Annotated in this window: 26 protein-coding genes, 1 tRNA gene and 1 pseudogene; 8 read left to right on the top strand and 20 right to left on the bottom strand. The window is 59.9% G+C overall.

The features are described 5' to 3' along the window. Position 1: 1 nt before the first annotated feature. Positions 2-2,176 (bottom strand): bifunctional diguanylate cyclase/phosphodiesterase, encoded by a 2,175-nt coding sequence (locus PE058_RS19620; RefSeq protein WP_271029211.1) that lies wholly within the window; start codon positions 2,174-2,176, stop codon positions 2-4. Positions 2,177-2,447: 271 nt separating this feature from the next. Between PE058_RS19620 and PE058_RS19615 the strand changes: the two genes are divergently transcribed. The 3 genes from PE058_RS19615 to PE058_RS19605 all read left to right on the top strand — a co-directional run bounded on the left by PE058_RS19615 (position 2,448) and on the right by PE058_RS19605 (position 4,000). Next, complete coding sequence (locus PE058_RS19615; protein ID WP_020084938.1) at positions 2,448-3,026, top strand: thioredoxin family protein; 579 nt, start codon at positions 2,448-2,450, stop codon at positions 3,024-3,026. A gap of 76 nt (positions 3,027-3,102) precedes the next feature. After that, complete coding sequence (locus PE058_RS19610) at positions 3,103-3,861, top strand: ceramidase domain-containing protein (protein ID WP_271029210.1); 759 nt, start codon at positions 3,103-3,105, stop codon at positions 3,859-3,861. Between the two features lie 52 nt (positions 3,862-3,913). After that, positions 3,914-4,000 (top strand) — tRNA-Leu (locus PE058_RS19605). An 821-nt stretch (positions 4,001-4,821) separates the two neighbouring features. Here PE058_RS19605 and PE058_RS19600 read toward each other — a convergent pair. The 5 genes and pseudogenes from PE058_RS19600 to PE058_RS19580 form a co-directional block, all read right to left on the bottom strand. Further along, positions 4,822-5,633 (bottom strand): annotated as a pseudogene (locus tag PE058_RS19600) (transglutaminase-like domain-containing protein). A 91-nt stretch (positions 5,634-5,724) separates the two neighbouring features. After that, entirely contained in the window at positions 5,725-6,618 is an 894-nt protein-coding gene (locus PE058_RS19595) for a transglutaminase family protein (protein ID WP_271029209.1), read from the bottom strand. A 325-nt stretch (positions 6,619-6,943) separates the two neighbouring features. Beyond that, entirely contained in the window at positions 6,944-7,090 is a 147-nt protein-coding gene (locus tag PE058_RS19590; RefSeq protein ID WP_271029208.1) for a hypothetical protein, read from the bottom strand. Positions 7,091-7,180: 90 nt separating this feature from the next. Next, a complete protein-coding gene (locus PE058_RS19585; RefSeq protein WP_271029207.1) occupies positions 7,181-7,432 on the bottom strand; it encodes a GcrA family cell cycle regulator in 252 nt (83 codons plus the stop codon). A gap of 74 nt (positions 7,433-7,506) precedes the next feature. After that, on the bottom strand, positions 7,507-7,728 hold the full coding sequence (locus PE058_RS19580; protein ID WP_271029206.1) for a hypothetical protein: 222 nt from the start codon (positions 7,726-7,728) through the stop codon (positions 7,507-7,509). 454 nt (positions 7,729-8,182) lie between these two features. Between PE058_RS19580 and PE058_RS19575 the strand changes: the two genes are divergently transcribed. Continuing rightward, positions 8,183-8,746, top strand: a complete 564-nt coding sequence (locus PE058_RS19575; RefSeq protein ID WP_271029205.1) for a hypothetical protein — start codon at positions 8,183-8,185, stop codon at positions 8,744-8,746. Position 8,747: 1 nt separating this feature from the next. Here PE058_RS19575 and PE058_RS19570 read toward each other — a convergent pair whose 3' ends face one another. Beyond that, positions 8,748-8,927 (bottom strand): hypothetical protein, encoded by a 180-nt coding sequence (locus PE058_RS19570; protein ID WP_271029204.1) that lies wholly within the window; start codon positions 8,925-8,927, stop codon positions 8,748-8,750. 210 nt (positions 8,928-9,137) lie between these two features. Here PE058_RS19570 and PE058_RS19565 point away from each other — a divergent pair, with 210 nt between their 5' ends. Next, complete coding sequence (locus PE058_RS19565; protein ID WP_271029203.1) at positions 9,138-11,675, top strand: response regulator; 2,538 nt, start codon at positions 9,138-9,140, stop codon at positions 11,673-11,675. Between the two features lie 13 nt (positions 11,676-11,688). Here PE058_RS19565 and PE058_RS19560 read toward each other — a convergent pair whose 3' ends face one another. Then, positions 11,689-12,003, bottom strand: coding sequence for a DUF1488 domain-containing protein (locus tag PE058_RS19560; RefSeq protein WP_271029202.1), 315 nt, complete (start codon positions 12,001-12,003; stop codon positions 11,689-11,691). Positions 12,004-12,598: 595 nt separating this feature from the next. Here PE058_RS19560 and PE058_RS19555 point away from each other — a divergent pair. Continuing rightward, a complete protein-coding gene (locus PE058_RS19555) occupies positions 12,599-12,808 on the top strand; it encodes a cold-shock protein (RefSeq protein WP_041317444.1) in 210 nt (69 codons plus the stop codon). 659 nt (positions 12,809-13,467) lie between these two features. On the opposite strand, the gene PE058_RS19550 is transcribed toward PE058_RS19555, so the two are convergent. From PE058_RS19550 to PE058_RS19530, 5 genes are all read right to left on the bottom strand, one after another. Beyond that, complete coding sequence (locus PE058_RS19550) at positions 13,468-13,677, bottom strand: cold-shock protein (RefSeq protein WP_271029201.1); 210 nt, start codon at positions 13,675-13,677, stop codon at positions 13,468-13,470. 81 nt (positions 13,678-13,758) lie between these two features. Beyond that, entirely contained in the window at positions 13,759-13,995 is a 237-nt protein-coding gene (locus PE058_RS19545; RefSeq protein WP_271029200.1) for a hypothetical protein, read from the bottom strand. A gap of 83 nt (positions 13,996-14,078) precedes the next feature. Continuing rightward, a complete protein-coding gene (locus PE058_RS19540; protein WP_271029199.1) occupies positions 14,079-14,297 on the bottom strand; it encodes a hypothetical protein in 219 nt (72 codons plus the stop codon). Beyond that, positions 14,294-14,566 (bottom strand): hypothetical protein, encoded by a 273-nt coding sequence (locus PE058_RS19535; RefSeq protein ID WP_271029198.1) that lies wholly within the window; start codon positions 14,564-14,566, stop codon positions 14,294-14,296. The genes PE058_RS19540 and PE058_RS19535 overlap by 4 nt, the downstream gene beginning before the upstream one ends. Next, positions 14,566-14,985, bottom strand: coding sequence for a hypothetical protein (locus PE058_RS19530; RefSeq protein ID WP_271029197.1), 420 nt, complete (start codon positions 14,983-14,985; stop codon positions 14,566-14,568). The genes PE058_RS19535 and PE058_RS19530 overlap by 1 nt, the downstream gene beginning before the upstream one ends. A gap of 331 nt (positions 14,986-15,316) precedes the next feature. Here PE058_RS19530 and PE058_RS19525 point away from each other — a divergent pair, with 331 nt between their 5' ends. Further along, positions 15,317-15,961: a tyrosine-type recombinase/integrase gene (locus tag PE058_RS19525; protein ID WP_271029196.1), complete on the top strand. Its 645-nt coding sequence runs from the start codon at positions 15,317-15,319 to the stop codon at positions 15,959-15,961. Between the two features lie 187 nt (positions 15,962-16,148). Here PE058_RS19525 and PE058_RS19520 read toward each other — a convergent pair whose 3' ends face one another. Further along, the gene (locus PE058_RS19520; protein WP_271029195.1) at positions 16,149-17,981 is read right to left on the bottom strand and encodes a tetratricopeptide repeat protein; all 1,833 of its coding nucleotides are present in this window, start codon (positions 17,979-17,981) and stop codon (positions 16,149-16,151) included. Between the two features lie 166 nt (positions 17,982-18,147). On the opposite strand from PE058_RS19520, the gene PE058_RS19515 reads away from it, so the two are divergent. Next, positions 18,148-18,627 (top strand): hypothetical protein, encoded by a 480-nt coding sequence (locus PE058_RS19515; protein ID WP_271029194.1) that lies wholly within the window; start codon positions 18,148-18,150, stop codon positions 18,625-18,627. Positions 18,628-18,889: 262 nt separating this feature from the next. Here PE058_RS19515 and PE058_RS22105 read toward each other — a convergent pair whose 3' ends face one another. The 6 genes from PE058_RS22105 to PE058_RS19490 all read right to left on the bottom strand — a co-directional run bounded on the left by PE058_RS22105 (position 18,890) and on the right by PE058_RS19490 (position 23,558). Beyond that, positions 18,890-19,294, bottom strand: a complete 405-nt coding sequence (locus PE058_RS22105) for a helix-turn-helix transcriptional regulator (RefSeq protein WP_271029193.1) — start codon at positions 19,292-19,294, stop codon at positions 18,890-18,892. A gap of 343 nt (positions 19,295-19,637) precedes the next feature. Then, positions 19,638-19,949, bottom strand: a complete 312-nt coding sequence (locus PE058_RS22100; protein WP_442908685.1) for an A1S_2505 family phage non-structural protein — start codon at positions 19,947-19,949, stop codon at positions 19,638-19,640. 167 nt (positions 19,950-20,116) lie between these two features. Further along, positions 20,117-20,434, bottom strand: coding sequence for a hypothetical protein (locus PE058_RS19505; protein ID WP_271029192.1), 318 nt, complete (start codon positions 20,432-20,434; stop codon positions 20,117-20,119). Between the two features lie 775 nt (positions 20,435-21,209). Further along, on the bottom strand, positions 21,210-22,484 hold the full coding sequence (locus PE058_RS19500) for a replication initiator protein A (RefSeq protein WP_271029191.1): 1,275 nt from the start codon (positions 22,482-22,484) through the stop codon (positions 21,210-21,212). Next, the gene (locus PE058_RS19495) at positions 22,426-22,845 is read right to left on the bottom strand and encodes a hypothetical protein (RefSeq protein WP_271029190.1); all 420 of its coding nucleotides are present in this window, start codon (positions 22,843-22,845) and stop codon (positions 22,426-22,428) included. The genes PE058_RS19500 and PE058_RS19495 overlap by 59 nt, the downstream gene beginning before the upstream one ends. Beyond that, positions 22,842-23,558, bottom strand: a complete 717-nt coding sequence (locus tag PE058_RS19490; protein ID WP_271029189.1) for a ParA family protein — start codon at positions 23,556-23,558, stop codon at positions 22,842-22,844. Before PE058_RS19490 ends, PE058_RS19495 begins: the two co-directional genes overlap by 4 nt. Between the last annotated feature and the right edge of the window lie 452 nt (positions 23,559-24,010).

The following is a 24,010-nucleotide window of genomic DNA, read 5'->3' as shown; positions in this document are numbered from 1 at the left end:
TCTACGCCACGGCCGCGCTGGGCTCTCCGCCCGTGCGGCCTTTCCGGCCGCCGAAGATCTCCACGAGACGCAGAGCGGAAAGCGGTGGCGAGAGCAGATAGCCCTGCAGATGGTTGCAGCCGATGCGCGTCAAAAACTCCTGCTGATCGCGCGTCTCGACGCCTTCGGCTGTCACCGGCACGCCCACGGCATGGGCCATCGTCACGATCGCCTGCACGATCGAATAGGATTGCGAGGATTCGCCCAGGTGACGCACGAAGGACCGGTCGATCTTGACCCTGTCGACCTCGAGCTTCATCAGGTAGCTAAGCGAGGAATTACCCGTGCCGAAGTCGTCGAGCGCCACCCTGATGCCGGCGGCCCGCAGGATCTTGAGCGCGCGCGCCGAACTTTCCGATCCGTCGAGCAGCGTGCTCTCGGTGATCTCGATCTCGAGCCGGCTCGGCGCCATTCCGGTCTCGGACAGAATGTGAAGCACGCGCTCGGCGAAATCCGGTTGGCGTAGCTGCACCGAAGAGATGTTCACGGCCACCGTTTCCACGCTCCAGGCGCTCGCGGCTTTGCAGGCCTGACGCAGAACCCAGTCGCCGAGCTTGTCGATCAGGCCGCATTCCTCGGCGAGTGCCACGAACACGACTGGGGAGACGGAACCGAGGCGCGGGTGATGCCACCGCACGAGGGCTTCCACGCCCGAGATACCGAGACGTTCGGCCGAGTAGAGCGGCTGATACACGACCTCGAGCTCGTTTTCGTTCTCGATAGCCCGGCGCAGCTCGGCTTCGAGTGTCCGGCGCTTCTGCGCGCTTTCTCCCATTTCCTCGGTGAAGAACTGATAGCGCCGCCGGCCGTTCTTCTTGGCTTGATACAGCGCGATGTCCGCTTTGCGCGCGAGCTCGCTGCGGTCCACGCCCACATCCGGTGCGATCGCGACACCGATGCTGATGCCCACCGTCGCCTGGCCGCCGAGTACTTCGAACGGCTTCGAGACCGCGGCGACGATGTCCATGCAAAGCGCATCGATTTCCCTTCGGTCCTGGATGTTGCGCATGACGATGGCGAACTCGTCGCCGCCCATGCGCGCGAGCGCGTCTCCCGGTCTCAGGGTCGCGCTGAGATGAGCGGCCAGCTCGCGGATCAGCGCGTCTCCGGCTGCGTGACCGAGCGTGTCGTTGACTTGCTTGAACCGGTCCAGATCGAGGAACATGAGCGCGATCTGCTCACGGCCTCCCTTCACTTCGATAAGCGCCTCTTCCAGCCGGTCATTGAAGAACGCCCGGTTTGGAAGGCCGGTTAGCGTATCGTGAGACGCCAAGTGGCGGGCCTGCGCCTCGCTTGTCATGAGTTCCGTGTAAGTCCGTCTGAGGCTGCGGACGAGCAGGGACACCGCAATCCCGATCACGAACAGGCCCGCGGCGAGCACGGGGAGCACTTCCGACAGGATCCTGGCGCCGGGCAGCTTCGGCATCCACACCACGTTGCCGATTACGGCCCCTGATTTGCTCTTCAGCGGATAGGCCTGCTCCTCGTCGCTCAAGTCGTTGGTGCGCGAAAACCGGACGCCTTCCAGCAGGTAGGCGTCCGCCATGTCGGACAGGAAGCTGCGGTCGAGAAAGCGCACGCTCACGATCAGGCTCTCGCTGCCGCGTTCTTGCGAGACCTCTTTCGAATGGGGCATGAGCGGCATCACGCTGACGGCCGCGGGGCGCCCTTCGATGAAGCCGAGATCCTCGGTGCGGGGAATGTTGACCTTGCCGCCCTCGCGCTTCTCGGAAGAGCCGGCCTCGATCTTGCCCCGCACTTCCGTGGCGAGCGCGCCGACGAGGTTGTTGGGCCGGTCGGTGGTGAGGGCGACCTGCTTGCCATCCGCCATGGCGTAGAGCACGCGATCCTGCGCGTTGAGAATGTAGACGCGGTCATGCTTGAAGTAGTCGTACATCCACACGCCGAGATTGACGTCCACCCATTTGACGTCGAACGCCTTGCGCACATTGAGGACGGCGTCGTCCCAGTACGCCACGCTTTCCTGATCGAACGGGATTTTCTGCAGGCCGAGCGTGATGGCGTCCGAGACGGTCTGGAATTGGCGATCCCGGGTCACCTGATCGCTGCGCGCGGCAGACCAGAGCACCACCCCGATCACCAGAACGGCGGTAAAGAACACCGTGAGCATGCTCATGCCCGCGAGCGTGCGCAACGGACGATCGGACCGCGGCTCGCGCAAGGTTGGGCGACGCCGCAAGTATTTGACGAAGTTTGCGGAGTCCACTGAGCGGACACTCCTGCCAAAAACGCGAATTCTGGCCCGAAGTGTAGCGGCCGTTGTTTAAGACATTCGGGACTTTCCTGGTTAATCCGGCGTCAAGGGGCGGGTTCAAATTCGAACGATCCGTCTTGCGCAGCCCGCAAAGAAGCGGGAAAAGATCCGGCACCAAAAAGGAGCGAGCACGATGTCGAAACCAGTCCGCAGTCCCGGCCGCCGGCTGGCGTCCGCCTGGCCCACCGCTGGCTTTGCGCTCGCGCTTGCCCTTGTGCTCGCAACGGCCATTGCGCTGCCCCACGCGTCCGCCCGCCAGCCCGCCATGGCCGAGCTGTGGAACGGCGCTGAGATCGACTGGAAGGAGGTGGGGCCGGGCATCCGTGAATCGAGCCGCACCGGCAAGCCGGTCGTCATGCTCTTCCACGCCTCCTGGTGCACCTCGTGCAAACGCTACCGCAAGGTCTGGCACGACGCAGGCGTCGTCGCAGCCTCCCGCAGTTTCGTGATGATCCTCGTCGACGTCGACAAGGACCCGGACGCCAACGGCGCCTTCTCCCCTGACGGGACATACGTTCCCCGGACGATCTTCTACACCGCCGAAGGCGATGTCATGCCGGATGTCCGCGGCAAGGACCCAGAGTATCCCCATACCATCGATCTCGACGATCCCGCCGAGCTGAGAACCCTGATGCAGAAAGCGGCGGCCGGCGCCGCCCCCGCAGGGCCCGAGCCGTCGCCCGACCGCCGCGCCGAGAACGATGCCCGATAGGCATCCGCTCGCTGGCGCAGAGATGGCTCCAACACCCTGATCCGGCACTGAGCGCTTCGAGGCAACCTTCCGCCCCATGAACCTCTACGAAAAGATTTTCATCTACTGCGAGCGTGGGCAGGACCCCTCCTTCTGGGCGGAGCCGCTGAATGCCGTGAGCAACGCGGCTTTCCTCGTCGCGGCCCTCGTCGCGGCACGTGAGTATCTGGCGGCGCCCAGAGACCGGCGCGGCGTGGGGCCCGCGCTGCTCGTGGCGCTGACCTTCGTAATCGGCATCGGCAGCTTTCTCTTCCACACCTATGCAACCCGATGGGCGTCCCTGGCCGACATGATCCCGATCGCGGTCTTCATGCTCGCCTATTTCGCGTTCCTCATGCGCCGCTTCCTTGGGTTCCCCTGGGTTCTGGTGCTCGCCGGACTTGCCGGCTTCTACGCGGCGATCAGGTATGCGGGCACGCTCGATTGCCAGTATGGCGCGCTGTTGCCGGTCACGGCGCGGGCAGGCGCGCGCTGTCTCAACGGAACCGCGGCCTACGCTCCAGCCTTCATCGCGCTCGCGGCCTCGGCGCTCCTGCTCGCTGTCCTTCGTCATCCGGCATGGCGGCTTCTGAGTGTCGCCGCCGTCGTTTTCCTGGCGTCCATGACCTTCCGGACGCTGGATCTAGAGCTGTGTGAGCTGACGAGCCTCGGTGGCCATCTCCGGGGCACGCATTTCATGTGGCACACCCTCAATGCGCTGACGCTCTATCTGTTGCTGCGCGCCGCAATCCTTTATGGCTTGGCCCGCGAGGCCGGGGTGGCGGGCACGAGGGGAAGCGGAGCGACGCGGCCTTGAGGTCTCGGGCACGCCAGCGCATAAAGGCCCAGCCGAGGCGCCCGGCAAATTCGCGGACGTGGTGGAACCGGTAGACACACAGGACTTAAAATCCTGAGACGGCAACGTCGTGTGGGTTCGAGTCCCACCGTCCGCACCAATAATATCAATATGTTGCAATGTTTACATCGTTCAAAAATGAACGATGTTTTCAAGATTAGCGACCAATTAGCGACCACTTTGGAGGAAATTAGCGACCATATGCTGCGCTGCAACATGGTTGTTGCCATGTCCTGAGAGCAGGCGAAACAAGTTGAAGGCGGCGATCGTGGAGCCTTCGGGCCGACGCGGTGCGGCACATGTCCGACGTATCGTCGTGGTTGATCACGTCCACAACGCTGCACGCTGATGCCGGCGGCTGCATAGGATTCGATAGCCGCAGCTTTTCCTATCTCGGGCTGTCGGCTCCATTGGCGTCACCGAGAACGACGTGGTGGTCTTTGCGGGTGATTTCGTCAATGCGGGATTGGACGTCTCGCGGAGACGCATCACTTCGCGGGAGCCTCCAATAATCCGTCCGCGAGAGCATCGAGAAGCGAGCAACCCGGACAGAGATCTGTTTCCTTTCCGAATAAATTGGATCCAGAGGCTCATCCAGACCTCCCACGAAAACCCCGCAGTGACCTCGACGTGAGCGCCTGCTCCGGGCGTTAAGGTCGTCGACGTTTCGTGCCATCGTAGCGAAGCCGAGAAAGCGGACATTGGTCCGATGGCGTCGAGGTTTCGACTGACTCTTTCGGCGTGACGGCAGCGCCTCTAGCAGCAGACATTGCTTGCTGACGGAGTGGCCACACGAGAGAATGGGCCGTCAAATCGCATTCATCCGGCGTGCTCGCAAAAAAACGGCAAGCATGGTTCATTTCTAGGCAAGGCTCCGCACGCTCCCAATTAAGGCGCGTCGTCCAAGATGTCCATTTGGCCTCAGGGATTCGCGATCTCGTCCGTCCAAACCCGGAACGACTTGAGCGTGTTGGGGCCGAACGTCGTGGCGATCGCGACATCGGCCGCATCGCGGCCGCGTGCAATCAGAACGCGACCAATGCGTGGTACGTTGTTCCTCGGATCGAACGTGTGCCATTCGCCGCCCAGATAGGCCTCGAACCATGCGGCGAAGTCACCTGGGGGATAGGGCGGAGGCATGCCGACATCGCCCAGGTAGCCCGTGCAGTAGCGGGCTGGAATATTCAAGGCGCGACAGAATGCGATTGCGAGGTGGGCATAGTCGCGGCACACACCCTGCCGCTCCCGGTAAGCCTCGGAGGCCGTGCGCGTCACGCGAGCGTGTGCATAGTCGAAGGCAATGTGCTGATGCACGAAGTCGAAATAGCCTGGACACGGGCCCAACCGGTTTCTCCATTGCCGACGTGCGTCCAGGCCAGATCCAGCATCTGATCACAATCGCAGAAACGGCTTGCCAACAGGAAGACGAGTGCCTCCTCAGGCAGGTTTTCGACTGAGATTTGTGTGGCTTCCGGCACTGTCGGATCCGGAAGCCCGGAATCTAGCACGAGCGAATCCGAACGAAGGCGCATCGCTCCCGTCGGAGCAACGAGCCGATTGCACCAATTGCCGAAGCCGTCCCGATAGCCAGACATTCGAACCGACGGGCTGGTGACGACATGATCCGGCGCCTGCAAGTCGGAGACACGGGAATGGTGCACGTTTAGCACCAGGATGATGGGTGTAGGCTGGGGAAACTCGTAGTCCAGTTCGTAGCCGACACGCAGCTTCATGGAAGGTCATCCTCGCTCTGGTCGCTCGACAACCTGCCGCGACGAGACATGGTAGACCTTTTCCCCCTTTCGTCGAGCGCAATCGCGCCAATCAATACGCCAGAGCCGTTTCGGCTTCCGCGCCGAGTACGGAGACAGACACACTCATGCCCAGAAATGCGGAAGATGTGCCCACGAAGCTGCCTGACAACGGCACGGCTTGTCGGTGGTCGCGCGCGACGGCGATGCGAATGAGGTCGCGATTGCCGAATATGCCGTTGGTGGGATCCATCTCCACCCAGCCGCATCCCGGCAGGTAAACCTGCAGCCAGGCGTGGGTCGCGCCGCCACCCTGGTGGTTAGTGCTCCCAGGCGTGTAGATATATCCCGTCACAAATCGGGCGGCGAAACCCAAGGACCGAAGTGCTTCGATCATAAGCAACGCGAAGTCTCGGCAGCTCCCGGAGCCGAGCGCGAGCGTTTGCACGGGCTCCTGCGTCCCGGCCTTCGGGCGACTCAAGTAGGCGAAATCACGATGGATGGTTTCCATCATACCCACGAGGACGGACAGCGTTCCGCCATCGCTCGATCTCGCAACGTTGACCGCCCATGCAGCGAGCTGGCCGTCTGGATCCGGGCGATGGACTCTCATGACCGACTGCAAGTCCGGTACCTCTTCGGCATCGTAGGCGAACGGAAAACGCTGAGCGGAGTTGAGCAGGAGATCGGTTGGTTGAGCCGCCTCATAGTGAAGGATGTCGATCTCGCTCACAAACCGCAGGCACATAGCGCGTTCGCCTTCGAACTCTGCATAGGAAACAGAGTTACCGAAGGCATCGTACATCCATCTGATGCTAGCTGGCGCCGGCGTGATCGAAAGCTCCGTATTTAAGAGCCGCAGGCTGTGACTGTCGCGCGGCCGAAACATCATGCGGTGGCGGCCAAAGGAAACCGGTTCGGCATATTGGTATTCGGTCGTATGGCGCACGATGAGATGACGCCGCATGAGGTCTTCCCTTTGATCCAGATCGGCCGCCAACCGACGACCGCCAAACCCGTCGCTGCACCGTGAATAGCCGTAGCACGGGCGGCATTGTGATCTCGAAGGATAAGGCGTGCCAGCCCAACGACACCGGCAAGTGTCCTCGGCGTAGGACGTGAACGTACACTAAAATGAGGGCAAGCCTCGGGGAGAGCGATCTTCCCATTTCACCTGTCGAGATCGGCACTTCTGCGCCAGCAAGTTTCCAACGGTAATTTGAATGACGTTGCGAGCCTGTGCGAAACGGAACGCGGAGAGCGCAACTCGCTTGGCCTCGATTTGGCCCGTCTTACAGCTTTCTTTCGGGATCGAGCTTTAGCCCACGGTCGGCAATGACCTTAGAGAATGCCGCCTCCAGGCCGGCCTGCGTCAAACCAGGAAATTTTCGCTGCAGTGAAGTCAACAGGCTGGCGTCCTGATGACCAAGCGTGATCAATCGATCGAGCTCGCGGCAACCTCTACAAATTCTGTCATTCCGCGTGATGACCCCAGAACGCCTGCACCCCAGCCAGATGCCCGTATGCTTCTACGGAACGAAGTTTGGATAGGCCACCGCGCGGGGCTTGGACGGCTGGAACGCGCGACGACGATGCACATCGCAGTAAGGATGCCCATCGACCTTGCGGCTGCCGCAGAAATGGAAGCCGGACACTTGCGGATCGCCGATCGGCCAACGGCAGTCGTCCGCCATTAGCGTCTCCATCGTTTTTCTCTGGCCAATGGGAATGACGGGATCCTGCAACGGTGACGGGTCGATCGACGTCTTGTTGGGATACATGGAGGACTCTCGCTGAGAAAAATGCCGCACGATTGCCAGCACCACCAGGCTCGGACAGGACGAGCTATGAACGCTTAGTGCGGATTTTCGATACCGGCCGCAAGGTCGGCAGCCAATTTCCGGTCCAGATCCTCGATATGATCCGTGATCTCTGATTTTGTCATGCCACGTATGTCGAACCACTGGTCCATATACTGTACGACGACCCATTCGCTGGATGAAGCTGTTCCGTGGGCGATGATGTAGCGGGCCTCTGCTTCTGTGATGAGCTTCGCTTTTTTATAGAACGTCCTCACCTCATCGGTCCCCTGATGTGCTCGCCCATATGTCCTTCGGCAGTCCGAGTGACGCTTTGGAGGTGGTGCACGTCGCATCATCGCTTACAAGCTCTCGCCCGTCATCTCAGTCGTCGGTCTGAATGCGCTTGCACACTGTCCTCCACCGCTCCTTGGTCATGTGCGTCGCAGGTTCCCATAGATCCATGCAGGCAGCCAATTTCTCAGCTTCTGTCGGTCGACTATTGTTGCCGAGCCCGGGGGCGGACTCCTGTGCATGCGCGGTCGACGCAGATGCCGGTTCCTGACCATGTGCCGGGCCCGTAGCCGAGACTATTGGGCAGACGGACAAAACGACCGCGACAATAGAACTGTGAGGATGGGATTTGAACAGAGCAAAGTCCTTTCGTTAGGCGGATGGCACAAACCAACCTTGGCGCCAGCGTGCATGCGGCATCAGGCTCGGATACTACTCATGTCCGGCATCACGATCTTGGGCCAAGGCAAGATCGAGTGGATCGATAGCGACGACCTGTCTCTTGAGACTGACAGAACCGATTGCGGGAAGCTCGATGGTGGTTTCCACTCGGCGAAAGGCCACGAAGGACAAACTTTCGATCAGCTCTTCCTCAGACTCGATCCTATAGCTGCCGGCCGGCAAGTCACCGTCGATGCCACCGAGATTAAAAGCGCTATTGAATACTGCAATCGATCGGATGGTGCGAGTCGTCATCGTCTCCACTTTTCCAAAGAGTGGCTGAGGATGGCGGCGTGGACAAACCGCACATCCGCGGTCGGTGCCATCTCACTCTCCGTACTGGCGAAGACGGCTCCGTTCCACGGGGGCATCTCTGGCTTGGGGGCCGGCTGCTGGCCGGAAACGGGTGAGGCCATCACCATCGCCACCAGCGTAGAGGGTAATATGGCTGATTTCATACCAGCAGCTCCGGTTGCCGAACGAACGAAGAGCGAGCCAGTGCACATGGTGCACTGGCTCGGCGCTGCGACTGGCCGTTTTGAAACGCCGGTCGCGCGCTGACCTAGATCTTCTGCGGTGCGGGGGCCGCCGGCTTTTGCTCCGACTTGACGGCCGGATTGGCAACCGTTTCCGGCTCGCCGACGGGCGGCGGACTTCCGGCTGGCACGTTGGATGGCGCAGTCGGCGTATCAGGCACTGCGGCAATCGGAGTGTCAGAGGCTTTTGTGGGGTTGTCGATCATGAATGTCACCGGTTTGATGGTTTAGTTCATGCCGACAATGCCCCTCAACTCGGACAAAGCTTAGACTCGGAATGTACCTATGGCGCACCGCCGCCTTACGGCCCGTTCCCCATGGTTCGAGTCAAAGCACGCCGTGGCAGGACAATACGTGCTAGGATGTATTCGCTTGCAATATCCCATTGTGGGGCGAGATCGCCAGAAAGCAGGATCATGACCGGGCCTCGTCCTGGAGCGCCGAGGGCATCCGACGACCTCAACAACATCCTCAACAGCTCCGACGTGCCCATCGTTGTGCTCGACCGGGCTTTGAGGATCCGCTTCTTCACACCGGCGATCACGCCACTGTTCGACGTCACGGCGAGCGACATCGGGCGCCCACTCTCCGAGTTTACTCATCGCTTCAGAAACAACGACATGCTGCGCGACGTGCATGCCGTCTTCGATACGGTTGCTCCTGTTCGGCGCGAAGTCGAAGGCGAAGACGGGACGTGGCATATCTGCAGCATCCTGCCCTATCGTAGCAATGAGAAGCACGTCGATGGAGTGCTCATCACCTTTGCCGACATCTCCGAAATCAAGGTTGCCCAAAGAGAGAGCCAAGCCGCGCGCGCGTATTCCGAAGGCATCATTGCTACGATCGAACAACCTCTCGTCGTATTGGATACAGAGCTTCGCGTCGTTTCTGCCTCGACATCCTTCTACCGGGCATTCGAAATCGAACCGACAACCATGGTCGGACCCCACCTGCTAGACTTTGGTTCCCATCTCGATGTGCCGGAGATGCAAAAGTATCTTTCCGCGCTTCTTTCGAGCGGCGCGGAAGTGGCTGATACGAAAATCACGCTTAAACTGCCGACGTGCGGCGTCCGGTCCTTCTTGGTGAGCGCTCGTGCCATCGGAGAGCGCTGCTTGGCAAGCCAGAACGTGCTTCTGTCGATCGTCGACGTCACAGACGCGAAGCGTGAGAGCGAGGCATTGGCGGCCGCAAAGGCATTAGCCGAAAGTGCCAACATCGGCAAATCGCGGTTCCTGGCCGCTGCCAGTCACGATCTGCGCCAGCCCTTACAGACCATCAATCTGCTGCAAGGGATTTTGAAAAAACGTGCGCGCGACGAACATACGCTTCAGTTGCTCGAGCGCCTCGACGACACGGTTGGTGCCATGTCGAGCATGCTCGACAAGTTGCTCGACATAAACCAGCTCGAAGCCGGCGTTGTGCGACCTAGTATCGTCAATTTCCCCATCAGTAGCCTGCTCTCAAGGCTGAGAGCCGATTTCGCATATCTTGCGGAGGAAAAGGCACTGCAGTGGCACGTGGTCCCTTGCAGCCTCGCTGCACGGAGTGATCCCAAGCTCCTCGGACAGATGCTTCACAATTTGATCTCGAATGCCGTCAAATACACGAGCAAAGGCAAGCTGCTTCTGGGATGTCGGCGGCGAGAGGGAATCATTCGTATCGAGGTGCTCGACACGGGCATCGGCCTCCCCATGGATCAGGCCCGGAAAATATTCGAGGAGTTCCACCAGCTCGCAAATCCAGCTCGCGACAGCAGTTTGGGTCTTGGGCTCGGCCTTTCAATCGTCAAGCGGATGGGAGATCTGCTCGGGCATTCGATCGACGTCCGCTCGATCCCCGGCTACGGGTCGGCATTTGCGGTGGAGGTGCAGATCGGTGACGCAGGCGAAGTCGGTGAGACGCGGCCCACACGCGTAGTCCAGGAGAACTTAGTACCCGTTGCCGGCACAATCCTGATCATCGACGACGATCCCATCGTGCGGAATATGGTCAAGATGCTTCTTGATCAGGAAGGACATCGAACGACGGTCGCAGGCGATGTCGCTACAGCACTCGATATCGCCAGAAAAAAAGCTGCGGAACTGGATCTCGTAATCGCGGACTATAACCTGTCTTGCGGGGCGAGCGGCCTGGATGCCATTGCGGGCGTGCGGCGGCAGCTCGGTCGAGACATCCCCGCCATCGTCCTGACCGGTGACATCGCGACCATCACGTTGCGCGCTGTTGCGGACCAGGGGCACATTCAGCTCAACAAGCCGGTGAAATCGCAGCAACTCATAAGCCTGATCCAGGACCTTCTGGTCAAGGCGGGGAGAAACGCACCCGATACCGCGATCGACGTGCCATCGTCCGCGGATACTTCCGCGACACAGAGGGTATTCGTCGTCGACGATGACGCCGTTGTCCTCGAGGCAATGCGGGATCTGCTCGAAGAACACGGCTATGCAGTAGAGATCTTTGCAAATGGCGAGGAGTTTCTGCGCGCCAAGCGATCCGACGGGTGCCTGCTGATCGACGCTCGATTGCCTGGTATGACCGGTCTCGAATTGATCGAGCGCCTCAGAGCGGAGGACTGTACACTGCCCACGATCATGATAACTGGCGACGGAGACATTGCTTTAGCCGTCGGGGCGATGAAGGCGGGTGCCTCCGATTTCATTCAAAAACCGGTCGGTCACGTGGAGCTGCTTGCAAGCATTGCGCGCGCGTTCGAACTCGACGGAGGCAGACCCTCTGCGGCGCGAGAGCAGGCTATCTCTCTTGTCGCAGGGCTGACGGTGCGCCAACGCCAGATCATGGACCTCGTCACGGCCGGACATCCCAGCAAGAACATTGCCGCCGACCTTGGCATCAGTCAGCGCACCGTGGACAATCATCGGGCGGCCATTATGAGGAAGACCGGCTCTAAGTCGCTTCCGGCCCTGATCCGGATCGCGATCGCGGCGGCTTGAGCGGCCCGCACGATCAGAAGTCTGATGCCTGCAGGGTGTAGGCGTCTCTGCGGCAGCCGGAATATAGTTTTGCCGCGACGTCGAGGATTTGATCTCGATGGCGGTCGAACGCAATGAGAATTCCGGTCTCGTCCATCTTCGGATTTGGGCTCATGCGGGAGAAGGCGTGCTGATCAAGGAAAAAGCTGATCTCGAGCGCACCGTCATAACCCCAAAAGCGCACGCGGCGTCCGCGTGCGTCGTAGCTGCGGCTCCGATTGGGAAAGCTGAGTGTCACCGCGCGTCTCCTTATAGCGTTGGAACGCCCTGCGGCGATGATGCCCGACAAGCACCTAATCCAGGCCGCGAGTAGCGATCGGGCTGTCCGGTTAGGTTGCGCTAGTCTAGCTGGCAGCTTGGAACACGACGTATACCACGAGCACTAGTGCAAGCACGATTGGAACGATCAAAAACGGGATCCATTGCGCAAGCGTCCGCCAGCTCGTCTTCTCAGCAACTAGGTGGGGAGCCGGGTCATTCATAGGAGAAAATCCTTGTTTCTCGCGCACAGTCTCGCGTCGCGAAAGGCGACAGGTACCCATGCTCAAATCAGGACGCAGATGTCAAACTAGATGATACGACGGAAGGCTATCGGCCGTTAGAGTCGGAATCTACTCAGAGCGTCGGGCGCGACTCGCGGGCGGGCAGCGTTGGCGTCGGGCGGCTGCAAAACCGCCGACCACCGGCACGATTGACGGTCGCAGTGAGCCCTTGCAATTAAGGGAGGCTGTTCTTATTTCTATTGATCGAGTTTGGCCGGAATACGGGCCGCTGTGCTCAGCGCTGCTGAGCGTATGTTCATAGACCCCAAAAATTCGAGAGATAGAGCTGGCGTGCGCCTCACCGCGTGCGCCGGCTCGTTAGCATCAGTGATTGGAGTGATCATGAACACGGGAACGGTCAAATTTTACAATGGACAAAAAGGCTACGGATTCATCGCGCCGGACAATGGAGGAAGCGATGTCTTCGTACACGCGAGTGCACTCGAACGTGCAGGGCTGACGAGCCTGTCGGAAGGACAGAAGGTCTCTTTCGACACCGAGCAGGATCGGCGTTCCGGTAAGACTGCCGTCGCGAATATTCAAGTAAGCTAATCGCTGTCGCGCGTCATCAAGCGCTTTGGCGCAAATTCCGGCGCTTGGGATCTCACCCAAAAGGTTCTGAGCGCCGGCAAGTCAGGCCCCGCACACACCTAGACATCATGCCCAACAGGAGAACATCGTGAGCGGGAAGTGCCCAAAATGTGATGCGGAGTCTCACGTTATCATCGAGTACTTTCGTGCACGCGATGAGGGATCGAAGCGGACCGTGCCTGCAGTCCAATTCCTGTGCGAACAGTGCCGAACGATTCTTGGTATCGCGCTCGATCCCGAATGGCAGGCGCAAGTCGTTGCTGGACAGCTCCGGACGGTCGGAGCTACTGAACAAACCAGCCACTGACGCCAAGGGTCAACGTCCGGCCTAGATGAAGGTAGTCATAAAATCCGAAGGGGCGATCTAGGCTACCTATTCGCCGGCCATGATGTGCCCGATGTATCCGGCAGCAACAACTAAGGCGACAAATGCGACGAACAGGATCAGCGCTGAGGTCGCCGAAAAATCGCTCGGCCGGGGATCGAGTGCCACGAGTATCCTCCTGAGAAACGCGCTCTTCGACCCATTTCTGATGCGCCGGAGAACGCTAACGCACGTAGCGCGTCCGCAACTGACCTGCTACGGCGAATGCCGCGAGGCTACCAACACCTGAGCACACTCAGTCGGTGCGAATGTTCGAGACAGAAATTTTTCCGGACCGACGATCCTCCTGGATATCGAAGGTCACTTTTTGCCCTTCACTGAGGATGTGCGTACCGGATCGCTCGAGGGCTGTCGCGTGGATGAACACGTCCTTGCCGCCGTCATTTGGCTGGATGAAGCCAAAGCCTCTTTCGAAATTATAAAACTTTACGGTTCCAAGTTGCATGACTGTTCCTAATTGATGATTGGGTATTCTGTGCGCACACGCGCACTGAGCAACGATCGATTTTTCTGGGCGGATGGAATTTTATTTGGGCAGCAGATCGTGGGCGCCGCGCACCGTCCTGCCGCTGGCGTTCCGCGACGCGCTGAGACGCTCTTCAAGCGATCGCAACGCACTGCGCTCGTCGGTGAACCGTTCGTCCCCTGTTTCCCAAATCTGCCCTCGTAGAACGTCAGCTTCGAATATGCGGACGTTAGAAGGACTGGTTAGATAGACCTCTGCGGTCGTGTCGACGATGCGGCCTACGAGGGTATCGTCCAAATAAACGTCTCTCGCCAAGCAAGAGGATTGTGGGTCAATAGGGTTCCAGCCAGCAGCGAGCCTGAACAATTTCAGCTCCCACCCTAGAGCCTGCTCGCGTAGGTGAGGGCGCGCCCGGAATAGTGCGTGCTCCGCTCGCCGTGCCGGTGAACGATCAACGCGACGCTCGCACGATGCGCAAGAGCCTTACCAAAGGCTTCGGCTACGCCTTGGCGCCGCGAAGCAAGTAAGGGAACACCTATCTGGCTCAACACGATCCAATTGTTATTGGTGCCTTGATAGATCTGAAAGTCGCTTTTCACACGGAGCTCCCTTCTTGATTGGTGTTGAGCCGTGGAAACGGGTACCCGTCGCTCGCGTAGAGAGTGCGGATCGCGACGTCGTCATAGCGATCCTCATCTATCTCGAGAACGGCGCCGATCAGTTTGTCGGGGTCCAGTTCCTCAATGGCATAGCGGATGGCGACGGCCGCGGACTCAAAGCGCCGATATGAAACCATTTTGCGCCTAAAGCCCTTGCCCTTGGACGGGAACAGCTCTGCTGGAGCGTTGTAATTGAATGTGTCCATCATCAGGCATTCTCCTCCTGGAGGCTCGCAAGCTCGCGTTCGATGGCCACGCGTTCGAATCCTTCCTCAGTCGCCTTGATCCTGTACGTGAGATCCTTGCCTTCGATCGGCAGAAGACGAAGGACAGTAACTATGGATGGACCAACGGATCTCCGTGGAGAATGAAAGATCACGCGTTGGCCGACTTTGAACCTGTGGGCTGCCATGTGTTTCGCCAAGTCCTTTCTTATGCCACCGCGCTCGCCAGACTGGAGTTTCTCTAGGCGGTCCACTTTGCCCCACAACGCCGCGCAAAGATTCGCGTCGGCGCCGCTCTGAGACGCACCAATGGCAACGCGTTCCATCCAAGCCCTCGTCATTGCAATGTCGAGGAGCCGGAGCGCGTCGCGACTAAAACCGGGAGGATTCTGCGGGAAGGGCATGATGGTGCTCCAATCTGGCGGGAGCACTCGCATCTCTCAGCCGCTGGAGCCTTTTCATGCCAGCGATAAACTCAATATGGGGTGCCCGGGTGCAAAAGTCCACCCCTTACGGTTGCGCAGTCTATTTCGCCGTCTTTAGGTTGTCCGCATAGACAGAGAAAACAGTCGACAACCTTCCACGTCGTCTCGTCGCTCTTGCCGCGACATGTACTGATCGAACAACCTCGGTTGAGCAGCTTCGGAAGAATCTGAGCCCGAATCCGGTCGCGAGATTCGATCCTTGGCTCGTGTGGGCGCATGCTGATCTGTCTCTCGAACAAGGAGACAGACCATGGACAACAATCACGAAACTAAGAATCTGAAGCTTGTCCGCAATCAGCCTTGGAACAAGGGAAAGCTTATCGGGGCGAAGCCGCCACTGCGACCAAGCCACGTCTGGTCGATCAGGACCAAGCTTCAGATGGCGGATCGGAAGCGCGACCTGGCACTGTTCAACCTGGCGATCGACAGCAAGCTCCGAGGTTGTGACGTTGTTGCGCTACGCGTCGATGACGTAGCGCCAAGCGGTTATGCGATGGATCGTGCGACCATCCGCCAGAAGAAGACGGGTAGGCCGGTACGGTTTGAGATCACGGATCAGACTCGCTTGGCGGTCGATGACTACCTCAGGCTCACCGGACGAAAGTCTGGACAATTCTTGTTCGCCGGCCGGGGCGATGGCGATCGTGCGCACGGGCTCACGACACGGCAGTACGCGCGTCTCGTGCACGAATGGGTCGCCAGCATCGGACTTGATCCGGCCAAGTTCGGCACCCACTCACTACGGCGCACGAAGGCGGTGCTAATCTATCGCCGCACTGGCAACCTGCGCGCCGTCCAGCTCCTGCTTGGGCATTCCAAGATTGAGAGCACCGTGCGCTACCTCGGCATCGAAGTCGACGATGCCATCGAGATCGCAGAGAAGATCGACATCTGACACAATGCCCTCAATAGCAGACGTGGTCGGCGACGGCCTTATCCCCGCCGACCATGGGGCAGGTGACTTCCGCTCCTGGGACTGGCCAGCAATCAGGCCCGACGCAGGCTAAGGTCCGAAAGCAGTCTTCAAGCCGGTGGCGTTCTGGGTCAGAAGTAGCTCATCGAGGACGTGATCGCGGGGCGGATCAGCCGGACGTGCTGGCGCGCTGCCGGTCGCAGGACTTGACGCGAATAAAGTGGGGCACGTCCTTGAGCAGAGCGGAGGGCATGCAGCTCGGCAGTCCCGCTTTGCGGGCGCCATCGACGAACAGCTCGGCTTCCCTGTCCGCGAATCCGCCGCCTTCGCTGAGGTAGCGCTCAGCGTTCCACACCGGGTCGAGCTTCAAGACCGAGGCGGCGGCCGCTTCCGCATCGCTCGGGCGGTCGAGATAGGCATAGGTTACCGCCGCAAAGGCGTGGTCGAGGGCAAGGGGCTTCTTCACGAGCAGTCTGTATTCAGCGGCTTTGTCGTACTGCCCGCCAAAGAAGTACACGTAGCTGAGACCTTGATTATACCAGTCGGGATAGTGCGGGTTAAGCTGTAGTGACCGCTCCGCCAATGCTACGGCTCGTTCCGACTGACCGAGCGGCGGCAGCGACCACGCGACGCAAATCAGCACGTCCGCGTCGGAGGACGCGAGAGCTTCAGCACGGGAAAGCTCGGTGGCGGCCTGCTCCTGCTTGCCGCCATACATGTAGGCCATGCCGAGGGCGAGGTGGGTCTTTCCGTCGTCGGGGTCCAGCGTCACGGCCTTTTCCGCGGCATCCATCATTTTCTCGACGGCTCCCTTGAAGGAAGGCGCCAACCCCAGATCGATGAGATAGAATTGGACCTCAGCCAACGCGACGTAGGCGCGGGCAAGCTGAGGATCGAGCTCGATGGCCTTGTTGAGCAGGCTTTCCGCCTCGGCTAGGCTTTCCTTCGTCACCCTGTGCTTCGCCTCGATGCCGAGCAGGTAGGTGTCGTAGGCCGTGAGGCTCGCTGGCGGCTTGCGTCTGACGAGGCGGCGCTCCGCCTCGGCGACGGCTCCCTGGTAGCCCATGAGCGTTGCGGCAATCCGTTGCGTAACCTCGCTCTGCAGCGCGAACAGATCGTCGGCGGGCCTATCGTAGCGCTCGGACCAGACGTGGCTGCCGGAGGCGCTGTCGATGAGCTGCGCGGTGACGCGAATGCGCTCGCCGATGGGCTGGATGCTGCCTTCGAGCACGTACTTCACATTGAGGTCGCGGCCAATCTTTCGAACGTCGATGGGCTTATCCCTGTAGACCTCGGTGGAATTGCGGGCGATCACGATGAGGTCCTTGGCGCGCGTGAGGTCGGTGATGGTGTCCTCGGTGATCCCATCGGCGAACCGTTGCCATCTGGCGTCGTGCCCGATGTTGTTGAACGGCAGAACGGCAATAGATGGATTGTCGGGCAGCGGCGGCCTTCGGCTTCCCCAGAAGCTCGCCACGGCGATCAGCAGCGCGGCGCCGACCAGCAGCCCGGCGAGCGACCATCCGGTGGTCGTGAAGGGAGCGAAGCGCCGCGGTGTCGGCTCGCGCGCGACGGCGTCGCCCAGCAACTGCTCGGGCGGCGGCGCTTTGATCGGATCCGGACCGTGCGCCGAGACTGCGTCCCTTTGGTTCTCGATGTGTGGCGCATAGCTCCCCTTGGGCAGCTCGATGCGAATGGGATCGGTCTGTCCGAGGGTGTCGTAATACTCGCGGAGCTTGTCTCTGAGCCGCCCCGCCTCGATGCGTACGACGGGATCGACGACGGGATCAAACGTGGAAGGGCGGTCGAACACAGCGACGGCGATCGTATAGGCTTTGAGCCTATCGCCACGGCCGGCCAGAGTCTCGTCGACGAGGTAGCGCAGGAACCGCTGCCGGCGCTGCGACTGCTGAAACGGCCCGCTTCTCAGGATGCGGGCCAGCTGCTCACGCACGGCATCTGGATCGGATGGGCTGCAGCCACCGGGCAATGCTGCCGTCACGGTCAAACTCCAATCAGGTGCTGAAACAGAGAGTTGCGTCCCGACCTAATGACGTTTGCTACGGTTACATACTAGGACCGGCACACCGGTCCTGTCACGATCCCGCTGCGGGGACGGCGGCCTTGGCCGCCAATGCGTATGACCCATCCAATTGCGAGGAAGTGATATGACCAACAATTTCAAGCGACTGCTCGTCGCCTTTCCCGCGACGCTCATTGTGCTCGGCTGCGGCGCGGCCCAAGCCGGCAAGACCGTCGAAGAAGCCGGCGTGCTCGTCTGCGTGAGCGACAAATGGGATGAGAAGGAGCCCGAGAAGGGGCACAAGCTGGTTGATTACTCCGGCCGCTGCGTCAAAGTTCCGGACGATCCGGCTGCGTTGAAAGCGACGGAGGCGTGTGAGGGAAAGTACGAGTACATGCCCGACGGCAGCTGGAAGGGCAGTGGAACCTGCACAGCCACGAACACGGGTGGCGACACCATTTCCGTAACGTGGGAAGAAGGTTCTCACCTCAAGACTAACCCCTACAAGGCGACCGGCGGCACGGGCAAGTTCAAGGATGTCAACGGTGGCGGCACGTACCAGTACGACCAGTTGACGGAGACGTTGTTCGGCGGTCGCTACAGTAGCAAGTGGGAGCTGCCGTGAGCGCGCTGGCACGGGCTGGCACAGGCGACGCCACGCGGACTGACATGACCCTTACAGCGCGCGGGTTGGCCACGCTCCCGCGCGCATCGAAGGCACTAGTAGTTTCGCAAACTCTTCAGGTCCGCTACGGGTCATTTGCTCTCAGCGGCCGTCGTTTTCGGACGTCCGCTCAGGATCGACCAGCGGGCTTTTCGAGCGAAGAATCATCGGCGCCGCTCGTCGCTTCACCAATGTCAGCTGCTGGGACCAATCCGACATCCATTCACATCCCATACTCCGATGTCGACGAGAACCGCCGCTCCAACCATGCGCGGATGTCTGCGGGGTGATAGAGAACGCGCGAGCGGAGACCTGATCCCAACTTCATGAAGCGGGGTCCAGACCCGCGCACACGAAACCCCTCGAGCGTTCGTGGCGACAGCCTCAAGTACCGAGCGGCCTCACTCGTGGTGAGAAGATGGCCACCTGCAAGGTGGCCATCGCTCACAGCCTCTGGGTCTGATCTCCAAGGCGAAGGTTCTACGGAATTCCGAGACGACCTCGTCGGGCTGGCCCGACAACCAGTCGATCGAGGATCATGCGAGCTGTTTCTGCTCGTCGATGTTGGGTTGGTCGTTGGCTTCCTAGAGCGTTTCGCTATCAGCAAAGTCCTGGTTCGGTTTTTCATGCATCTATTGTCTCAAAGATGCGTGCATCCCCAAACATCTATTTCCTAGCTACTCCTAGTGCCCCGTAGCTACCCGTTACTACAACTTGGCGTGCTGTCAGCAGGGTGAGGTACCCCCGGGGTAACCTGCGATTCTAATGCCACACCATGTTGGGTTGATTTGTTTGTGCTGCTCTTCGATGGGTCACTTCGCTTGGTAGCAGACGGGTTGTTGTGTGCATCGTGTACGCACGGTACAGCGGCGACGCCAAGGCCCAGACGGTGAGCAATCACATACCTACGCGTTTCATGAAAGCTTTCACGAAGAACGGATTGGCCTCGCGTGTGCGCCCAATCCGTTTTTTTATGTGCGGTCGCTGTCTCGATGGCGCGCACTGTCCCTTCCCCATTCCGGCGGCCGCAGCACGTTGGCTGGGGCGTTGAGGAACAGCGGCGCAATCTGCCGGTCAGAAAATCCGGCTGAACCACATCCTACGCGGGTGAGGAAGAACAGCAGTTCCGGGTGTTGAGCCGCGAAGGCTTTGAACACGTCAGCGTGGTTTGTAATCGCGCCAAGCGGCAGCGGCCGGACTTGGGCGGGGCGCGGCGGGGGATTGGCGGACATGGTCGGCAACGCATAAGAGCGGCCCTGCAACCCTATTCCCTGTCCGTAGATTGCGCCTTAGTGCTTCAGCGCCGTATATGCGGCGCCCGCGCCATGTCGTCCGGCGAGGTTTGACCCAAACACAAAGAGCCCGTTCGGGGCGAGCGTAAGGGGGGACGTCCAGGTGGGGATGATGCTGATCGTAAAATTCTAACGCGAACGTTCAGAGGTCGCCAAGCCTACCGGCGGCGAAGCGATCTGTGGTGGGGCTTGCGGGGCCTTGGCGGGAGCGGTGCCGCATCGAGGAACGTTGCTACTGTGTCTGCGTCCATGTGGAAGGAGTGCGGTGCCATCTTCTTCAGGGCTGCTTCCAACGCGGTTAGGAGGGCTTTTGCCACCTCTTGCTCAAGCGTACCCACCGCGTGCTCGAAAAACGATTGCAACGGGCCTGCAAGAGGCCAGTAGCGCTCAAAACCTCTTTGCCGTGGGTCTTGCCAGCTGAATGTTTCGACCAGCTTGCGGGCAAGCTTCTGGATGTCGGCATCGGTGATGTGCATGGATGGTTATGGATGTGCCTGCGACGGAGACTGACCCCCTTCCCTTCTCAAGATGAAAAATCCCGCCGTAGGCGGTTTGAAGGATTTTGATAGTTATAGAGAAGGAGGTTTTAGAAAGGTTTCAGGTTCACGAACACGAATGCCCATATGGCCTTGCCGGTGCTTTTGGGCAGTGATGCACGGGCCGGACGGAATGTTGCACGGGTTCGGACGGAATGATGCACGGCCTGGACGGAATGATGCACGCCGGAGGGGAAGGGATGCACGGGCTTGGCCAAAAATCGCGTCTTTGAATTTTTGTCCGAGGGGTTGGTGGTGATGCACGGTGGTTTTGTCCAAACTCTCGGAAGCGATGCACGCGAGGTTGCTCCAAGGGCCCCTTCCCTGACGGGCTGTGAATCCTTGTGCATCAGTGGGGTCAGCATTTTTGTCCAAGCATGCGGCATCGATGCACGGTGGTTTTGTCCAAGCGGTTGGGCATGGTCAGGATGTGATGCACGGATATTTCGTTCAGCCGTCGATGGATATGAATGATGTCAGTGGTTTGCAGGAAAATTTGAGGGGCTGAGTGCGTGGGAGCGATGCACGGGTTTTTTGGACAGAATGATGCACGGCATTTTTGTCCAAGGCGCGTGGTGCTCAGCTAGGTGCCTGAAAAGGCATCACTTGCGTTCCCGAAAAGTTTGGACGGAATGATGCACGGCGTTTTTGTCCAACGCGGCATGGGGCCATTTTTGTCCAAGCCGGAGGAAGCGATGCACGGGCTTTTTGTCCATCAGGCGGCTTGCTGATCTCCTTCGGTGATTTGCGCGTGGCGCTTGGTCATGCGCAGCTTCTCGCCGTTCTTGGCGGGCAGGATTTCAAGATTGTACTCGGGCAACGGGCAGAGTTTGGAATCCTCGACGATTTCTTGCAGGGCCCTTCTGAACTTGGCGAAGGGTAAGCTTGAACCCGAACGCAGGTGGACGGTCTCAAGGCCGTAGTCGGAGATGCCCGTCGTTCCTGCGGACTTGCGGGCGAGGCGGTAAATGAAGCGGGCAAGCGGTTTGGCAATGAGGAAGTAGTCGGCGTGAAGCGTGAGCACGCTGGGTTTGTCGCTGGGGTTGACCACGCCCTGATACACCCAATCCGGAATGTCGATTTCAACAGTGTCGATCTTGTTGCCCTTGGTGCGCGAGATGACCTTGTAGCGTCCGATGAGGGGGAATGATTCCGAGGCGCGGCGCTTGGCTGCGTGGTTGAGGTTGGTGATTTTGATGCGGGTTGCCTGCAAGCGGTCCAGCGCTCCTTCGATGCGCTCGTACTGGCGACCCCCGTGGCCTCTTCGCGCGAAGGAGAGGATTTCGCCCATCGAGGGGCGGTAGCAGCGCGCGGGGAGGCTGGGGCGCAATCCCTTCTTCTCGGCGATGCGGTACTCTTTCATGGTGGAGGTGAGGGATGTCACCATGTGCAGGAAGATGTCGTAGTCGAAGGCGTTGGCCAGGCCTGTTTCGGCGCCGCCTTCGATGGTGATGATGGCGTCGGGGAGCTCGTAGCGTATGACGCCTTCCTCGCGTTTGTTCTTGGAAAGCGAGAATGGCGCCACGTCCATCAGGTTGACGTCGTCCTTGAGGGGGGCGTCGTAGGTGGGTGGCGAGAAGAAGGATAGTTGGTTTTCTTCGGTCGGCGCATCGCGGAGCGTGAGGATGTTGGACGTCAGCTTGAGGGGCGCTTCGTGTTTGATGAGTTGGCCAACCTCGTCAAGGTGGACGGCTTCGCTAAGACGTTTAAGGGTGTCGCGCAACAAAGGGTTGGTGGTGGTGTCCAAGGCGAGGTCGGAAAGCCGTCGGCGCATGTAGAACCGCCGGAGCCTGGCGAGCGCTTCCTTGTTGAGGGGCTGGGGGTCTTCGTCGCCTTCGATGACAGATATTCGCGCGGCGACCTCCTGCAGGTACCTGTTCTTTTGCTCGAGCGAAAGATCGCTGAATTCGGCTTGGGATTTGAGGTTCAGCTTAGTTGGCTTCACGGCGGCCGTCCTCCACGAGGTCGTGGGCCTCGACGTGGAAGCCATCTTTTTTCAGCGCGCGGCAGATTAGGTATTTGATGGTGTTCTCGCCATCACCGGCGCGTTTGCGCAATTCGGCGCGCAGGTAGTCGGGGATGTCGACGGACAGGCGTTTGGTGGGGGACTGGGCTTGTTCCGAAGTACGGGCTCCCTTCCCTTTCTTGGAGTTTGAGGTCTTGACCACCGATGCCGACGGCAAAGTGCTTTGTTCCTGGTCTTGCTGGGCGGAAGGGCTTGGTGTTGGGACGACGGTTGGGATGCCGCGTTCGGCCGCGTGTTCGTTCACGGCTTTCGAGACGTCGGCGAACGAGCCGCGGTCATCGGAGAGCGACGGGCGCATGAAGGGTCTATTGGCGGGGCTGCTCATGCGGCAATCCTTTCTTCTTGGGGTTGGAATACGGCCAGCAATTCTTCGGTGACGGCGTCGATCTCTTCGACGGCCCTTTTGACCGGTAAGCGCTTTTGGTCGGCGTAATGCGGTGTCGTTCCAGTCTTCCACGTTTCCGAGAGGATGGGGCGCAGGTGCAGAATGTTCTTGAACCTAACCATGTCGCTGGCATCGACCTCATCCAGTGTGAGGGCCTGGTGGGCGGGGAGAATTCCGAAGGGAACCTTGTTGACAAGGAGGCGGTGGGTCAGCGGCTTCGTCATTTTCGAAGCCATGCCTTTGAGTTCGCGGTTGAGCTTTTGGGCTTCCCGCGCGTCGGGCTCATCGAGGCCCATCGGGGTGATGGTGATGTCGGCGGCGGCGGCCAGGAGCAAGGCAACGCGATTCATGTGGCCGGCGAGATCGACGAAGACAAAATCGTGGCCGCTGTAATTCCACAGGCCGTTGACCAAGGCGTCGATGTCGATGTCGGCGGTAGGCCCCTTCTCCACCTCAAGACCTTTAATAAGGTCGATGCAGGGGTTGCTCTTGTACCAGCGGTAAAGGGTTTCGGTTTGGTCGAAGTCGATGACGCGGGCCGTATAACCCTGATTGGTGAGGCTCGCTGCCAGCGTAAGGCAGGTGAGTGATTTGCCAACACCGCCCTTGGGGGAGATGAAGGCGATAATGGCGGCGCGTTGTTGAGTGCTCATGGGTGGATGCTGCGTCGTTATCTAAGGACTGTCCAGCGACCGCGCTCATGACATGGGCAATCGTATGCAGGGGGTGTGATATTTTTTACAGATGGGGGCCTGTGGGCATGGGGGTATGGGGAAATGGGGATAACCCCAAGTCCACAAGTGGGGGGAACCACAGATACACAGGTGGGGATATGGGGAAGTCCCCATAACCCCAAATGGGGAGATGCCCAACTGGGGATACCCACAGGCCCACAAGTGGCAAATGGGAAAGGGCGGAAAGGCGGGGGCAAACGATGGTGGGAAAACCCCATGCCCACAGATGGGGGTATGGGGATATGGGGAGGAGCACAGATACACAAGTGGGGAGGCCCACAGATGGGGAAGCCCACAGGCCCACGCATGGGGATATGGGGAAGCCCACATCACCCCAAGCGCACAGATGGGGGTCTACCCAGGCCCACATG

The sequence above is a fragment of the Hyphomicrobium sp. DMF-1 genome, from assembly GCF_027886585.1.
GTDB lineage: Bacteria > Pseudomonadota > Alphaproteobacteria > Rhizobiales > Hyphomicrobiaceae > Hyphomicrobium_C > Hyphomicrobium_C zavarzinii.
Note: the sequence above shows the minus strand (reverse complement) of the source record. Positions and strands in the feature narration are given on the sequence as shown.